13 protein-coding genes are annotated in these 15,701 nt (G+C 51.0%); 1 reads left to right on the plus strand and 12 read right to left on the minus strand.

Annotation, left to right across the window (positions count from 1 at the left end):
* Positions 1-3: 3 nt before the first annotated feature.
* Both secA and JFC11_RS07595 read right to left on the minus strand, forming a co-directional pair.
* Positions 4-2,736, minus strand: a complete 2,733-nt coding sequence (gene secA / locus JFC11_RS07590; RefSeq protein WP_198349125.1) for a preprotein translocase subunit SecA — start codon at positions 2,734-2,736, stop codon at positions 4-6.
* A gap of 68 nt (positions 2,737-2,804) precedes the next feature.
* Positions 2,805-3,173 carry a hypothetical protein gene (locus JFC11_RS07595; protein WP_038485379.1) on the minus strand — a complete coding sequence of 123 codons (369 nt, stop codon included), beginning with the start codon at positions 3,171-3,173 and terminating at the stop codon, positions 2,805-2,807.
* Between the two features lie 111 nt (positions 3,174-3,284).
* Here JFC11_RS07595 and JFC11_RS07600 point away from each other — a divergent pair, with 111 nt between their 5' ends.
* Positions 3,285-3,761 (plus strand): DUF721 domain-containing protein, encoded by a 477-nt coding sequence (locus JFC11_RS07600; RefSeq protein ID WP_038485381.1) that lies wholly within the window; start codon positions 3,285-3,287, stop codon positions 3,759-3,761.
* Positions 3,762-3,857: 96 nt separating this feature from the next.
* On the opposite strand, the gene lpxC is transcribed toward JFC11_RS07600, so the two are convergent.
* The 10 genes from lpxC to mraY form a co-directional block, all read right to left on the minus strand.
* Positions 3,858-4,769, minus strand: a complete 912-nt coding sequence (gene lpxC, locus JFC11_RS07605) for a UDP-3-O-acyl-N-acetylglucosamine deacetylase (RefSeq protein WP_038485384.1) — start codon at positions 4,767-4,769, stop codon at positions 3,858-3,860.
* A 160-nt stretch (positions 4,770-4,929) separates the two neighbouring features.
* Positions 4,930-6,108 (minus strand): cell division protein FtsZ, encoded by a 1,179-nt coding sequence (gene ftsZ / locus JFC11_RS07610; protein ID WP_038485387.1) that lies wholly within the window; start codon positions 6,106-6,108, stop codon positions 4,930-4,932.
* A 34-nt stretch (positions 6,109-6,142) separates the two neighbouring features.
* Positions 6,143-7,432, minus strand: coding sequence for a cell division protein FtsA (ftsA, locus tag JFC11_RS07615; protein ID WP_038485391.1), 1,290 nt, complete (start codon positions 7,430-7,432; stop codon positions 6,143-6,145).
* Positions 7,433-7,749: 317 nt separating this feature from the next.
* A complete protein-coding gene (locus tag JFC11_RS07620) occupies positions 7,750-8,463 on the minus strand; it encodes a cell division protein FtsQ/DivIB (protein WP_038485394.1) in 714 nt (237 codons plus the stop codon).
* The gene (locus JFC11_RS07625) at positions 8,460-9,401 is read right to left on the minus strand and encodes a D-alanine--D-alanine ligase (protein WP_038485397.1); all 942 of its coding nucleotides are present in this window, start codon (positions 9,399-9,401) and stop codon (positions 8,460-8,462) included. Before JFC11_RS07625 ends, JFC11_RS07620 begins: the two co-directional genes overlap by 4 nt.
* Positions 9,398-10,810 carry a UDP-N-acetylmuramate--L-alanine ligase gene (gene murC, locus JFC11_RS07630; RefSeq protein WP_095603312.1) on the minus strand — a complete coding sequence of 471 codons (1,413 nt, stop codon included), beginning with the start codon at positions 10,808-10,810 and terminating at the stop codon, positions 9,398-9,400. The genes JFC11_RS07625 and murC overlap by 4 nt, the downstream gene beginning before the upstream one ends.
* Before the next feature lie 53 nt (positions 10,811-10,863).
* Positions 10,864-11,961 carry an undecaprenyldiphospho-muramoylpentapeptide beta-N-acetylglucosaminyltransferase gene (gene murG, locus JFC11_RS07635; protein WP_084183740.1) on the minus strand — a complete coding sequence of 366 codons (1,098 nt, stop codon included), beginning with the start codon at positions 11,959-11,961 and terminating at the stop codon, positions 10,864-10,866.
* A gap of 18 nt (positions 11,962-11,979) precedes the next feature.
* Positions 11,980-13,161, minus strand: a complete 1,182-nt coding sequence (ftsW, locus tag JFC11_RS07640) for a putative lipid II flippase FtsW (RefSeq protein WP_095603158.1) — start codon at positions 13,159-13,161, stop codon at positions 11,980-11,982.
* Complete coding sequence (gene murD, locus JFC11_RS07645) at positions 13,158-14,552, minus strand: UDP-N-acetylmuramoyl-L-alanine--D-glutamate ligase (RefSeq protein ID WP_198349276.1); 1,395 nt, start codon at positions 14,550-14,552, stop codon at positions 13,158-13,160. The genes ftsW and murD overlap by 4 nt, the downstream gene beginning before the upstream one ends.
* A gap of 59 nt (positions 14,553-14,611) precedes the next feature.
* Positions 14,612-15,694, minus strand: coding sequence for a phospho-N-acetylmuramoyl-pentapeptide-transferase (mraY, locus tag JFC11_RS07650; protein WP_038485409.1), 1,083 nt, complete (start codon positions 15,692-15,694; stop codon positions 14,612-14,614).
* Positions 15,695-15,701: the final 7 nt, after the last annotated feature.

Raw genomic sequence — 15,701 nt, forward strand, 5'->3', positions numbered from 1 at the left:
TGATTAGCTTAGTTTTCCGCAGCACTGCTTATATTTTTTACCGGACCCACATGAGCACGGATCATTGCGCCCTACTTTCGGTCCTTCACGACGCAGCGGACGACCATCAGTCCCTGGCGCTTCCTGTGAAACATCGTCCTGCTGGGCATTAGGGTCGTCGTGGCGGCTTGCTGCTGTCGCACGTTCACGTACTGACTCTTCACGGCGCTTTTGCTCTAACGCATCAACCTCTTCAGGCTGACGGACCTGAACATGGCTTAAAATACGCGTAACGTCAGCTTTGATGTTCGTTAGCAGATGCTGGAACAACTCGAAGGACTCTCGCTTGTACTCTTGCTTAGGGTTCTTCTGGGCGTAGCCACGCAAATGAATGCCGCGACGCAAGTGATCCATCGACTGAAGATGCTCTTTCCAACGGGTATCCAATACCTGGAGCATTACTTGCTTTTCAAAACGGCGAATCAACGTGGCACCAGCAGCCTCAATTTTGGCTTGATACGCATCGCGGTGCATCGCTTGTAAACGCTCACGCAGCTTCTCTTCACTGAAGCGCTCATCCTCTGCCGCCCACTGGGTAACAGGAGCATCAAGATTGAATTCAGTTTTAAGATGCGCCTCTAACCCAGGCAAATCCCACTGCTCAGCCAGGCTCTGAGGTGGCACATAATCACTGATGGCATCTTCCATGACTTCTTCACGAATACCGATAACGGCGTCGGAAACCTCATCAGCGGAAAGAATTTCATTTCGCTGTTCGTAGATAACTCGGCGCTGGTCGTTAGCGACATCATCGTATTCGAGCAACTGCTTGCGGATATCAAAGTTACGCCCCTCTACTTTTTTCTGGGCGCGCTCAACAGCGTTAGACACCATCTTGTGCTCAATCGCCTCACCGCGTTCTAGCCCGAGAGCCAGCATCAAGCGCTTCACTCGGTCAGAACCAAACAAACGCATCAAACTGTCTTCTAACGAGAGGAAGAAGCGTGTAGAGCCTGGGTCACCTTGACGTCCCGCACGACCACGCAACTGGTTATCAATACGACGGGACTCATGGCGCTCAGAACCAATCACATGCAAACCACCCGCTTCTAAAACACCGTCATGACGCTTCTGCCACTCCGCCTTGAGAGCATCAATCTGTTCTTGGGTAGGATTTTGCAGCTTAGCTGCTTCTGCTTCCCAGTTCCCCCCCAGGACGATATCGGTACCACGACCCGCCATATTCGTTGCAATAGTAATGGCGCCAGGACGACCTGCTTGAGCGATGATTTCTGCTTCGCTTTGGTGCTGTTTAGCATTCAGCACATTAAACGCCAGGCCAGCTTCGCGCATAAGGCGAGCTAGGTACTCAGAGGTTTCAATCGAAGCAGTACCGACTAGAACAGGGCGTCCCGCTTCGGTTTCGGCCCTCACATCTTTAATAATCGCTTCGTATTTCTCTTCCGCACTCAGATAAACCAAATCATTCAGATCTTTACGAGCAAGCGGTCGGTTCGTTGGAATGACGACCACATCCAGGCCATAAATTTGCCGAAATTCGAACGCTTCGGTATCAGCGGTGCCGGTCATACCTGCGAGCTTTTCATACAAACGGAAATAGTTCTGGAAAGTAGTCGATGCCAGTGTCTGGCTCTCTCGCTGAACCGTCACCCCTTCTTTCGCTTCAACCGCTTGGTGAAGCCCTTCTGACCAACGGCGTCCCGGCATACTACGCCCAGTATGCTCATCAACGATGACGACCTGGCCTTCAGATACGATGTAGTCAACGTCTAAATGATAAAGATGCCGTGCGCGCAGCGCGGAATGCATATGCTGAAGCAAGTTTAGGTTTTGTGCGGCATAAAGCGATTCGCCCTCGCCCAACAGCCCTTCGGCACGCATTAGCTCTTCAACTTTGTTATGCCCCTGCTCGGTAAGCTCTACCTGCTTTTGTTTTTCATCAAGCAGGAAATCTCCCGTGACCGGCGCATCACTGTCCTCAGAGGCTTCACCTTGCTCTAACTGTTGAGCCAGGCGATTCACAATGCCATACAAATCAGTGTTTTCATCCACTGCGCCTGAGATAATTAACGGCGTACGGGCCTCATCAATTAAAATAGAGTCAACTTCATCGACAATGGCGTAATGCAGACCACGCTGCACTTTATCCTCAAGCGCGAATGCCATGTTGTCGCGCAGATAGTCGAAACCAAACTCATTGTTAGTGCCGTAAGTGATGTCACACTGATAGGCATGGCGCTTCTCTTCACCCGTTTGACCAGCATAGATAACGCCTACCGATAGCCCAAGAAACTCATACAAGGGCCGCATCCACTCAGCATCACGGCGAGCAAGGTAGTCGTTAACGGTGACAACATGCACACCCTTGCTTGGCAGCGCATTTAAATAGACGGCAAGCGTCGCCACCAGGGTTTTACCCTCACCGGTTTTCATTTCCGCAATACGGCCACGATGCAACGCCATGCCACCGACCATCTGGACGTCAAAGTGGCGCATTTTCATTACCCGCTTACTGGCCTCTCGCACGACGGCAAACGCTTCGGGCAATAAACTATCAACAGACGCGCCTTCTGCTAATTTTTGACGGAGCAGCCCTGTTTTTGCCTGCAACTCAGCGTCACTCACCCCTTCAAGCGCTTGCTCTAAAACGTTAATACTGAGCACACTTTTTTGCATGCGTTTAACGTCGCGATCATTTTTAGAGCCAACGACTTTACGTAACAAATTATTAATCATGAAAGTTCCAAATCTTCACGAGCGCTCCATTCAGGCGCGCCCTTTATATAAGGCAAATAAGGGTAAATTTAGTAAACGGACAGCTGAGCTGGCGGGCCACGAGGGGTCAGCACATCAATCGCGGCAACCAATCGACGTGGGATATGAAGAAAGTAGCGGGAACAGTGCAAGACGACAGGATGGATACGCGCTTTTTTTCTTACCCAGCGGCGCAGCGCAAAGCGCTTCTTAGCGATCCATTCAGATTGGGCACGCAGCATTGCGGGTACCCAAAAGCAGATGATGACGCCGCGTTCACCACTACGAAATGCATCTGAAGGATGTAAACTAGCAGGTAACAAACAGCTCACTAAGAGGCCTGCCAGCCACCAACGCGCTAGGCCATTTCGGCGTTGCCGCCGCGGCGAAGCAGACAAAACATCTGGCGTTGATGACATGCTGTGGACTGGCTCCCGAGCGTGTTAGGCTCTATCAATTAAAAGACAATACAGAACGCTGGTGGCAACCGTGAGTGTGGCGCAGCCAGCAACGTTCCAGGAATCAAGTTAATGAGTATAAAGGTTAAGCGATCCCGCGCACAGCCCATTACCCAACTGCTGACCAAGTCGGGCAGCGCTGGACAGCTTATGCGACAGTCCCGCTTAATTGATCAGGCTCAGCGTCATTTACGCGCCCACCTTCCTGAAGCAATGCGTGAGCATATTTTCGTCGGGGGCTTTCGGGACGGCCGATTGACGTTAATAAGTGGCCAAGCAAGCTGGTTAACGTGGTTACGCTATGAACAGCCGCGATTGCTAACCCTACTGCATCAATTGCCAGGGTTTGAAAGCGTTACCGGCTTTACCCTGAAAGTGCGGCCCGTTCGGCCAATTGAAAGCCCCAAACGCTACACGCGCACCCTCTCAGAAAATGCAGGAAAAACGCTGACCGAATGCGCTAAAGACACTGACAACCCCTCACTTAAAAACGCCCTGGAGCGCCTTGCGGCGCATGCACCTAATCATTCAGATGACAAACATTCATAGCCACGTATTGCCAGTGCCAATACGCAAAAAGCACCGCTAAAGCGGTGCTTTTTACTATTGCTGTATGCTTACTCACCCGCCCAACAAGCGTTCAATCTATGCCATTGCAGGTGCCGAGTAAGAGATAGGCGCAACCGCTTTATCTTCTTCAAAAGTGACGATTTCATAGGCGTCGGGCTGCGCCAATAGCTCGCGGCACAACTGGTTGTTGAGCGCGTGTCCCGATTTAACACCCTGGAACTCGCCAATCAAACTGTGGCCCAGCTGGTACAAATCACCAATAGCATCCAGCACTTTATGCTTGACGAACTCATCGTCGTAACGCAGACCACCTTCGTTCACGATGCGGTAGTCATCCACAACAATAGCATTATCTAAGCTACCACCAAGCGCAAGATTATTGGAGCGTAAAAATTCGAGATCGCGCATAAACCCGAAGGTACGTGCACGAGAAACCTCTTTAACAAACGACGTCGTTGAAAAATCGATCAACGCAGTTTGTTTTTGCTGCTCAAACACAGGGTGATCAAAGTCAATTGCAAAAGAAACTTTAAAGCCTTGATGCGGCAAAAAAACGGCTTCTTTATCGCCATCACTGACGGCAACGCGGCGCTTAATTCGAATGAATTTCTTAGGCGCATCTTGCTCTAAAATGCCCGCCGACTGAATTAAGAACACAAAAGGGCTGGCGCTGCCGTCCATGATAGGCACTTCAGGCGCACTTACATCGACATAGGCATTATCAATGCCCAATCCAGCAAATGCCGACATCAAATGCTCGACCGTCGCGACTTTCACACCCTTGTAAGAAAGAGCAGTGCATAATGTGGTGTCTTCCACCAATTCGGCACGGGCCGGTACGTGAACCACAGGCTCCAGGTCGGTCCGGATAAACACAATTCCGGTATTAGCTGGCGCCGGGCGCAAAGCCAAGTGGACTTTTTTGCCAGAGTGCAGACCCACTCCGGTAGCGCGAATGACGTTTTGTAATGTGCGTTGTCTGATCATGGGCAGTGGTCGAACTCTAATGACGGCGGTCACCGGCAAAAGTGCCGACAAGTACCGCTAGGGGAAAGAAGGTTAAGAAACAGTGTTCACTTTAACAGCAAACGAGCGTTTTAACCAATAAAACTCTCGTTTACTGTTTCAATGACCCCGATAGCGTCAGTTAATCTGCCTGACGGCGTAAAAATGCGGGAATGTCCAAATAGTCATCTGCATCAGGGGTGCGACGCTTCTCGGAACGAGGCTTCGCAGCTGGCTCAGGCGCTTCTTTACGCGCCGTTGCCTGCTGACGCATGACAGTTGGCTGTTGCAACTTGCGGTAATCTGATGACGCTTCAGCAGCAGACCGACGCACTGGCTCACGTGAAGCAACTTTACCTTTGTTACCATCCAGCCCAGCAGCCACCACGGTCACACGCAGCTCATCGGACATTTCCATGTCGATAGAGGTACCCACCACAATGGTCGCTTCCTGAGAGGCAAACTCTTGAACTGTAGCGCCTACGTCATTGAACTCACCGATCGACAAATCGGGACCGGCAGTAATATTAACCAAAATACCGCGAGCACCGTGCAGATCAATGTCTTCAAGCAGCGGGCTACGAATGGCTTTTTCAGCCGCTTCGCGAGCACGATTTTCGCCAGTTGCTCCACCTGTGCCCATCATCGCCATGCCCATTTCTGACATAACGGTGCGTACATCAGCAAAATCGACGTTAATAATGCCCGGACTGGTAATCAACTCTGCGATACCTTGAACGGCTCCCAACAACACATCGTTAGCAGCGCTGAAGGCGGTTAGCAGCGTGGCGTTCTTTCCTAGCACAGAAAGCAGTTTTTCGTTTGGAATAGTGATCAACGAATCAACGTGCTCAGAAAGCTCTTTCATACCTTCTTCTGCGGCGCGCATGCGCTTCGGCCCTTCAAACGGGAAGGGCCGAGTTACCACAGCAACCGTCAAAATACCTAACTCTTTGGCAACCTGAGCAACGACAGGCGCACCGCCGGTACCTGTACCACCACCCATGCCAGCCGTGATGAATACCATATCTGCACCGGTTAATAACTCAGCGATGCGATCACGGTCTTCCATGGCTGCTTGGCGGCCGACTTCAGGATTGGCACCGGCCCCAAGCCCCTTGGTGATTTCACCACCAAGCTGCAAGACTGTTTTTGCAGACACTCGCTTAAGCGCTTGAGCGTCGGTGTTAGCGCAGATAAACTCAACGCCTTCGATATTACTTTCGACCATGTGGTTGACCGCGTTGCCGCCGCCACCGCCAACACCGACCACTTTGATGACCGCACTGCTCGAGGGTGCGTTATCTACCAATTCGAACATAAGCCCCGTCTCCTGAACCGCGCTTGCGGCCCTGTCAGAAATTTCCTTTGAACCAGCCTTTAATTCTTACCAGCGCCGATTGACCTTCCTTGATATCACGCCTGACGACTTCGTTGCGCCCTTTATGCGCAGCAACGACTTCCCCGTGGCTTTCTAGGCCTTGCCCATGTCGCGCTTCTTGCAATGCATAATGCAGTAAACCCACACCTGTTGCATAAATTGGATTGCGTACCACATCAGCCAACCCTTTGACATTTTGCGGACATGCAATACGAACAGGCATATGAAAAATCTCTTCTGCCAATTCGCTAACCCCTTCCATACGCGAGGTGCCACCAGTGAGCACAACACCAGCAGCCACCATATCTTCATAGCCACTACGGCGTAATTCGTCTCTCACCAACGTAAATAGTTCCTCGTAACGCGGCTCAACCACTTCAGCAAGTGCCTGTCGCGATAAATCACGAGCCGGACGATCTCCTACGCTGGGAACTTTAATCATTTCATCGCTTGCCGCTAGCTGTGTCAGTGCGCAAGCGTATTTAACTTTAATCTCTTCGGCATGCTGCGTTGGCGTGCGCAATGCCATTGCTATGTCATTAGTGACTTGGTCGCCCGCTATCGGTATAACGGCAGTATGGCGAATGGCACCTTCACTGAAAATGGCCATATCAGTGGTCCCCCCACCAATATCCACCATACAAACGCCTAATTCTCGCTCGTCTTCGGTAAGCACCGCCATACTAGAAGCTAGCTGTTCAAGAATAATTGCGTCAACGGCCAGACCACATCGCCGAACACATTTCTCAATATTTTGAACGGCGTTCAATGCCGCTGTCACAAGGTGAACCTGCGCCTCTAAACGAACGCCTGACATTCCTAAAGGTTCACGGATACCACCTTGAGCATCGATTGAGAACTCTTGGGGCAATACATGTAATACACGCTGCCCTTCCGAGACCGCACGTGCGCGGGCTGAGTCAATAACGCGCTCAATATCGGATGGTGTGACTTCCCTTTCTTTAATCGCAACCACGCCGTCTGAGTTCATTGAACTGATATGGCTACCAGCAACGCCGACATAGACAGAGTGAATATCACAACCAGCCATTAATTCCGCTTCTTCAACGGCGCGCTGAATAGATTGCACTGTTGATTCGATATTAATGACCACACCACGCTTCATGCCGCGTGATGGATGAGAGCCGATACCCGCTATCTCAATCCCGCCGTCATCGGTGGGTTGACCGACTATCGCGACGACTTTGGACGTTCCAATGTCCAGCCCGACAACCATATTGGATGCGTTGGGTGAGCCTGCCATGAGTCGGATAATCTCCTAGAAAAATTTTAAAAAAACTTGTTAGTCGTAACTGCGCCAACATTGTTAAAACGGCGATACAAAATCACACGTAATAAAATTGACGCCTACCGTAACATCAAGCCAAATGCTGATCGTAATTAAATAAAAAAGCCCATAAAAAAACATCAGCTATAACATAGTATAGAAACAATACTGACAATACGACTAGCGCACGCCTACGATAATCGCCTTTGTGTGCGATTTAAACCCTATTCATGGCTTTTCGCTGTTGGCAACCACTTACATTTACCTACTTTTTGCACATTGTAAGTCGCTTATTACTCATTCTCTTCTGCAAAGTCACTTTCTCCGTGCCAGGCAACTGCAACACCATTGGGGTAACGCAAATCGATATAGCGAATATGTTCCCCAACCTGAGCAAGCTCACGCTGCCACGATGCCGACAAACGAGCTAGTCGGATTTCATGCTGACGTCTTCCTAACATTACCCAGGCACCATTGCTTAACTGGAGCCGCCATGCACCACGGGGCTCTAAGCGCAATTGAGAAAGTGACAACGATAATCCCTGGAAATGAGGCGTTAAGCGGCGATAATAGGTAAGCACCTCTTCACCACTTCCCGTCGGCCCAGCCAAATCAGGAAGCCCTTGAGGCACGCCTAGTGGCGCAAACGCAAACGACTCACCTTTGGGGTTAAGTAGAAAATCATCGTTCCAGCGGGCCACTGGCGTTTGCTCTACCAGCTCAAATACAAGTGCATTTGGCCACTCTCTGGAAATTCTAACCTCATTCAGCCAGCCAATTCTCAACGCACGCCTACGCAACTCACCTAAATCTGCCGAGAGCCAAGTTGCCTCTTGAACGAGCGGCGCTAGCTGAGTACGGAGGTAATCAGCACTCACATACTCCCATTCGCCACGAATAGATACACGCTCAATAGGCTTATCTAACCATAGCCATAAGGCACGCCCACCAGCACCGAGCAACAGCGTCAGCAATATGAGGCCTAACCACGCATTACGCTTCTTCATGAGCAGCTGCGTTGAACCGCAGTATTCAATATACTCAACACCAACTGATCAAACTCTATGCCCGCATGCGCTGCCGCTTGAGGCACTAAACTATGATCCGTCATTCCTGGCACAGTATTAACTTCAATGAGCCAAAACTTGCCCATCGCATCGCGCATCACATCTACACGCCCCCAGCCTTCGCCACCTACAGCATCAAACGCTTTCTTGCATAGCTCCGCCAAGGCCTGCTCATCACTAGATGCTAAGCCACTGGGCAGGTGATACTGAGTAGTGTTAGCAATGTATTTCGCTTCGTAATCATAAAAACCGCCTGGGACTTCGACACGAATTGCCGGCAACACGTCATTACCAAGCAGAGCAACGGTATACTCTTCACCTACAATGAACCGCTCAGCCATAACACGGGCGTCATAGTTCGCCGCCTCGTGATAAGCAGCTTCTAATGCTTCCTGGCTTTTAACGATACTAATCCCCAGCGTGGAACCTTCGTGAACAGGCTTTACCATCATTGGTAAACCTAATTGCGACACCACCATAGACCAATCAGATGTGTCGCTGAGCATGATGCTTTCAGGTGTGGGTAACCCTACAGCCTGCCAAACCTGCTTCGTACGCTGCTTATCCATTCCTAACGCTGACGCCAGCACCCCACTGCCGGTGTAAGGCAGCCCTAAAAGCTCTAGCGCTCCCTGCAGCGTACCATCTTCACCACCACGACCATGAAGAGCCACAAAAACAGCCGTTGGGGCAAGGCGTTCTAGCCCTACCAAACCCTCTTCTTTTGGATCGTAGCCAATGGCATCGATACCTTGACGCTTTAATGCGTCAAGCACAGCTGCACCGCTTTTAAGCGACACTTCGCGCTCTGCTGAAGTACCACCATAAACAACAACGACGCGTGCCAAGGGGTCATTCAATGACATTGCTGTACTCATAGCTCTACCTTATCTAGCGCCAACTTGGCTTGCGCGAAACGCAGCGAAATACCACCCACATCACCGGCACCTTGAGTAATAAAGATATCCCCAGGGCGCAGAAGTTTGCTTAACAGTGCAGGTAGCTCCTGTTTATGCTCAACGAACACTGGATCGACTTCTCCTCGCTGACGAATAGACCCAGCAAGGGTGCGGCCTTCGGCGCCTGGAATCACGGCTTCCCCAGCGCTATAAACATCCAATAGAACGAGCGTATCCACTTGAGAAAGCACACGAACAAAATCTTCATAAAGATCGCGGGTGCGACTGTAGCGATGCGGCTGGTACAACATGACCAGTCGACGATCCGGCCAACCTGCACGAACCGCCTGAATGACCATGTCAACTTCACGGGGATGGTGCCCATAATCGTCGACTAACATGATCTCGCCATCAGCCTTGGGGGCGCTGAAGTGGCCATGCACTTGAAAACGGCGTCCTACACCAGCAAAACTTGCAAGCCCACGAAGAATGGCATCGTCGCTGACCCCAGCATCCGTTGCTACAACAATCGCCGCCATAGCGTTTAACGCATTATGGCGACCAGGCATTGCTAGCCGAATAGCTAATGGAGCAGCTTCCCCAGGACGCACTGCGGTGAACGAGACTTCACCGCCTTGCTGAGTGAAGTCCACAATGCGGTAATCAGCATCTTCATCGAAACCGTAGGTGACAAACTGACGCTTCACCTGATCACGCATCGACCGAATGTTAGCGTCATCAATACACAGCACTGCCAGCCCGTAAAACGGCAAATTATGCAGAAACTCGATGAATGTGCTTTTTAAGCGCTCAAAATCCCCACCATAGGTCGCCATATGGTCTGCATCTATGTTCGTCACAATAGAGACCATTGGCTGAAGATGAAGAAAAGACGCATCCGATTCATCAGCCTCAGCGACTAGATAATCACCCTCCCCCAACCGAGCGTTAGCGCCAGCACTGGTGAGTTTTCCACCAATCACAAAGGTGGGATCCAATCCGCCTTCCGCCAGCAGCGTTGCCGTCAAACTGGTTGTAGTCGTCTTGCCATGGGTTCCTGCGACAGCAATACCATGGCGAAAGCGCATTAGTTCGGCCAGCATTTCAGCACGCCTAACCACGGGCACACGATGCTCATGAGCCCAACGAATTTCAGGATTTGTTGCATCAATGGCGCTGGAGACAACCACGACGTCAGCGCCTACCACATTCTCTTCAGCATGACCGATAGCAACGTTAACGCCACACTGACGAAGGCGCTCAACAACATTCGATGCCTTCATATCGCTACCGCTGACGCTGTAACCCTGATTCGCGAGCACCTCCGCGATTCCACACATACCTGCGCCACCGATACCAACAAAGTGCAAACGCTTAATACGGCGCATACCAGGGCCGCTTGGACGGACACCTGAGTGCAACGTATTATTAATAGAGTCGGTCACGCAGTCTCTCCTTGTTTAACCAGCGCTAAACATCCCTTTGTAAGACGCTCAGTCGCCTCTAAGCAAGCCGCTTGGCGGGCTTTAGAAGCCATATCTGACAAAACGCTCGGGACTAATAGCTCATCTAAATAGTGTGTTAATCGCTCGGGGGTCAGTTCAGACTGTGTGACACAAAGTGCCGCCCCGGCCTTTACTAAAACGCCAGCATTGACTCGCTGATGATCATCAACAGCAAATGGAAACGGCACTAGCAAGGCGGGCTTTGCAGCTGCGGCAAGCTCTGCCACTGTTAGCGCTCCGGCACGGCAAACGACTAAATCTGCCCACTTATACGCAGCCGCCATATCGTCAATAAAAGGAGTGACATCTGCCACAATTCCATGCTCGACGTAGGCGCTTGCCGTCGCCACATCTCGGTCTTTGCCCGCTTGATGGCGAACATCAGGGCGTCGCTCTGGAGGCAAGCCCGCCAACCCGGGCGGTAAACGTTCATTCAATGCGACCGCCCCTAGCGAGCCACCAACAACTAATAACCGCAGCGGACGAACGGCCAGTTCAGAATCACTTCTTGGATGCTCACCCAGTGCAGCAATATCTTCTCGCACCGGATTGCCAATCACTTCTGCCTTGTCACCAAAAGCCTCGGCAAACGCCGCGTAAGTGCGTGTCGCCAATTTCGAGAGCACTTTATTGGTCAGCCCAGCAATAGCATTTTGTTCATGTATCACTAATGGCACCCTGGAAAGCCACGCCGCCAGCCCACCAGGGCCACTGGCAAAGCCACCTAACCCAACCACCACATCAGGATTGAAGCGGCGAATTACCTTTCGCGCTTGCAGTACGGCTTGGGAAAGGTTCAGCGGTGCCTTCAGCCAGCCAGCTACTCCTTTGCCACGCAGACCGCTTATGTCGATGGTATGAAGCGTAATACCTGCTTCTGGCACTAGGCGATTTTCGATCCCTCTTGGGCTTCCCAGCCATTCAACGTCGACATTGTGGGCTTTGAGCGAACGTGCTAATGAAAGCGCCGGAATAACATGACCTCCGGTACCTCCCGCCATAATTAAAATGCGTCGACGTGCGTTCGTCGTCACAAACAACTCCTTGAGTAGTTACGGTAACCGAGGTTCATGGCGTGACTTATAGGGTGTTGATACACGACGCGGACGGTGACGCGTCTCTGCATCTACGCGCAACAACAAGCCAATCATCATACCGGTTACCAATAAACTTGAACCGCCATAGCTAATCAACGGCAATGTTAGCCCTTTCGTTGGCAACAGCCCCGAGCTTACCGCCATATTGATAAATGCCTGAGCTGCAATAACGAAACCTATGCCATAGCTGACATAGGCACCAAATAAATGGCCTGCCAATTCTGCGCGACGACCAATCAACATCGCCCTGGTAATGAGCAAGGTAAATAGTAGTACAACGAGAATGGCCCCTATCATGCCAAGCTCTTCTGCGATGACAGCAAAAATAAAGTCTGTGTGAGCTTCAGGCAGGTAGTGAAGTTTTTGCACACTATTACCTAAACCAGTACCGGTCACATGCCCACGACCGAAAGCAATCAGCGCCTGGGTAAGCTGATAGCCAGTCGCAAACTGATCAGCCCAGGGGTCCAAAAAGCTCGTCCAGCGCGCTAAGCGGTAAGGCTCCATAACGACCATCATGACGGCACCAACAGCCAATACGCCACCACTACCAAATAGCAAGGTAAGTGAAGCGCCGCTCATCATTAACATACCAATAACGCACACGGTATATACCACCATGCCGCCAAAATCGGGAGCAAGAAAAAGCAGCCCTGCCGGAATGGCAAGCACCGCTAAAGGTCGCCACATACTTAATGCACGTTGGCGCAGATCATAGGTAAAGCGAGACATGAAGGCGGCCATGTAAAAAATCAAACCGATTTTTCCAAGCTCCGAAACTTGCAGGCTCGGTAAGGGGCCAGGCAGTGAAATCCAGCGTTTACTGCCGTTAACTTCCTGACCAATCACGAGCACCAGCACTAGCATGATAATGCTCACTAGCAAAATTAGCGCTGCGTTTTGCCGCCATGCTTCCAAAGGAACACACAGCATAAAAAAACAAGCCAATATAGCCAGGAGTAGAAAAATGCCATGCTGCCGAGAGTAGTGATAGCTGTTTTCCAGCAGACCTACCGATGCTGAACTTACCATCACCCAGCCTAACCCAGCTAACGCTACGGCGGCGGCGATCAACCACACATCGGAGGGTAAATGTCGCGTTGTCAAAGTATCGCGGATACGCTGTACTCGGCTCATAACCTCTCTCCTGAGTGATTATGCTGTTTATGCTTTTGCTCAACCCAATCCCGAAAGGCATCGCCTCTCGCTTGGTAATTAACAAACTGATCTAGGCTTGCGCAGGCGGGTGACAGCAATACACAGTCGCCGGGCTCAGCTATTTCCCAGGCCACTTCCATAGCTTGAGTTAAATCGTGTACTAGATGCACTGGAACAGCAGATGACAAAGCGGCTTCAAGACGGAGTGCATCAGCGCCAAATAGCACCGCAGTTTTGGCACACTCTGCTAATGGCATTGCCAGGGGGGTAAAATCAGCACCTTTACCGACACCACCGGCCAATAATATTACTTTCCCTGTCAGCGACGCGCTAATGCCTTGAATCGCGGCTAGCGTAGCGCCAACGTTAGTGCCTTTTGAATCATTCACCCACATAACGCCATTGATACGAGCGATGACTTCACTACGATGGGGCAGCCCCTTAAAAGCAGTTAATGCTTGGCACATCGGTGCTTTTGCGAAGCCCAACGCCTTACCCATTGCCAATGCTGCTAGTGCATTGGCATAGTTATGTCGCCCTGCCATATTGAGAGCTTCTGTGCTAAGCCAAGCAGTATCACCTTGGAACAGCGTTAACTCGCCACCTTTTTCAACTACTCCCCAGTCATTAGCTGCGGGTGCGAAGGCCGTAAAACGCTCTACATGATCAACAGGCGACTCTGGCCAAGTGAGCGCGTCATCCGCGTTGACAATGACTGATTGTGCACCGCGAAAAATACGCTGCTTAGCGCGGCGGTAACCCACCATATCTCCATGACGATCTAAATGATCTTCACAGAGGTTTAAAAAAGCAGCCGCTTTAGCACCCAAATGAGGCGTTGTTTCCAGCTGAAAACTTGAGAGTTCAAGGATGTAAAGCTCGGCATCTGGGTATTCAGCTAATAAATCCAATGCAGCCGTACCCAAATTGCCACCCACCGCAGCTTTAACACCAGCAACTCTAGCCATCTCGCCGAGTAACGTCGTAACAGTTGACTTGGCATTAGAGCCAGTAATAGCGGCGACCGGCGCATTCACCGCGCGAACAAACAAAGCAATCTCACCTACCAGCACGGGCTCCCCCGTTGCTGGATTATAACGCTCTAGCAAGCCATCAAGCCCTGGCGAATGAGGATCTACACCAGGGCTGACAACCACTTCGTAGGCATCTGTAAAATCAAGCGCCGTTAACGGACCACAATAAACCTCAACATTGGGGTTCTCGTTCTGAAAAGCGTGTAGCCCCGGAGGTTCAGCTCGCGTATCTGCTACCATAAATGGCACGCCTTGACGCGCCAAATGCCGACAAATAGCTTGCCCAGAAATCCCCAGGCCAATAACAACGGTGACTCCATTTGCGACTCGCACGATGACCGGCTCCTTTGTGCATCACGCTAATAGTGGCAACACTGCCGCTATTACTTTGCTAATCATCGAACTTTAAGCGTAGCCAACCCTAACAGCACCAGTACGACGGTAATAATCCAGAAACGCACAATTACCCGCGGCTCTGGCCAACCTTTCAGCTCGTAGTGGTGATGCAACGGCGCCATACGGAAAATACGCCGACCGGTAAGCTTATAAGAGCCAACTTGAAGAATCACCGAGACCGTTTCAAGCACAAAGATACCGCCCATAATAAACAGCACAATTTCTTGGCGCACTATAACGGCGACAACGCCTAGTGCGGCACCTAGCGCCAGCGCCCCTACATCTCCCATAAACACCTGAGCGGGATAAGTGTTGAACCACAAAAAACCCAGGCCCGCACCAGCAATAGTGGCACAGAAAACAGCCAACTCGCCGGTGCCATGAATAAAAGGAATATGTAAATAGTTGGCAAACACAGCATTCCCACTAGCATAGGCAAATACGGACAAGCCCATTGCCACCAGTACAGTGGGCATGATCGCCAGGCCATCAAGACCATCCGTGAGATTGACTGCGTTAGAGCTGCCAACGATCACAAAATAGGTCAACACGATATAGAACACGCCAAGCGGCAACGCGACATCTTTAAACATCGGGATCAATAAGCTAGTTTCAGCCGGTGTAGCGGCCGTGAGATAAAGCACCAAGGCAGCGCCAATACCCACCACCGACTGCCAGAAATACTTCCAACGAGCAGGTAATCCACGCGGGTTCTTTTCAACAACCTTGCGATAATCGTCGACCCACCCAATAGCCCCGAAACCTAATGTGACCAGTAGCACCACCCAAACATAATGATTGGTTAAATCGCCCCAGACCAGCGTACTGATAGCAATAGCCAACAATATCATTGCCCCACCCATAGTGGGCGTACCTGCTTTAGACAAATGAGATTGAGGGCCATCATCACGAATCGCTTGGCCAATCTGACCTTCAACTAATCGGCGTATAACCCAGGGCCCAAGCCACAGGCATAGCATGAGGGCCGTTAGCGCTGCGAGAATGACACGTAAGGTTAAATAGTTAAAAACTTGGAAAGCAGACTGATATTGGGCTAGAAAATTCGCCAGGTGAAGTAACATGAACGGC

Origin of the sequence: Vreelandella alkaliphila, assembly GCF_016107625.1 — a bacterium.
GTDB lineage: Bacteria > Pseudomonadota > Gammaproteobacteria > Pseudomonadales > Halomonadaceae > Vreelandella > Vreelandella alkaliphila.

Excerpts from the sequence above, each read along its gene's own strand:
- ftsZ (WP_038485387.1), bottom strand. The coding sequence starts at position 6,108 with ATGTTCGAATTGGTAGATAACGCACCCTCGAGCAGTGCGGTCATCAAA.
- ftsW (WP_095603158.1), bottom strand. The coding sequence starts at position 13,161 with ATGAGCCGAGTACAGCGTATCCGCGATACTTTGACAACGCGACATTTA.
- mraY (WP_038485409.1), bottom strand. The coding sequence starts at position 15,694 with ATGTTACTTCACCTGGCGAATTTTCTAGCCCAATATCAGTCTGCTTTC.
- lpxC (WP_038485384.1), bottom strand. The coding sequence starts at position 4,769 with ATGATCAGACAACGCACATTACAAAACGTCATTCGCGCTACCGGAGTG.
- JFC11_RS07595 (WP_038485379.1), bottom strand. The coding sequence starts at position 3,173 with ATGTCATCAACGCCAGATGTTTTGTCTGCTTCGCCGCGGCGGCAACGC.
- JFC11_RS07600 (WP_038485381.1), top strand. The coding sequence starts at position 3,285 with ATGAGTATAAAGGTTAAGCGATCCCGCGCACAGCCCATTACCCAACTG.
- ftsA (WP_038485391.1), bottom strand. The coding sequence starts at position 7,432 with ATGGCAGGCTCACCCAACGCATCCAATATGGTTGTCGGGCTGGACATT.
- JFC11_RS07620 (WP_038485394.1), bottom strand. The coding sequence starts at position 8,463 with ATGAAGAAGCGTAATGCGTGGTTAGGCCTCATATTGCTGACGCTGTTG.
- JFC11_RS07625 (WP_038485397.1), bottom strand. The coding sequence starts at position 9,401 with ATGAGTACAGCAATGTCATTGAATGACCCCTTGGCACGCGTCGTTGTT.
- secA (WP_198349125.1), bottom strand. The coding sequence starts at position 2,736 with ATGATTAATAATTTGTTACGTAAAGTCGTTGGCTCTAAAAATGATCGC.
- murC (WP_095603312.1), bottom strand. The coding sequence starts at position 10,810 with ATGCGCCGTATTAAGCGTTTGCACTTTGTTGGTATCGGTGGCGCAGGT.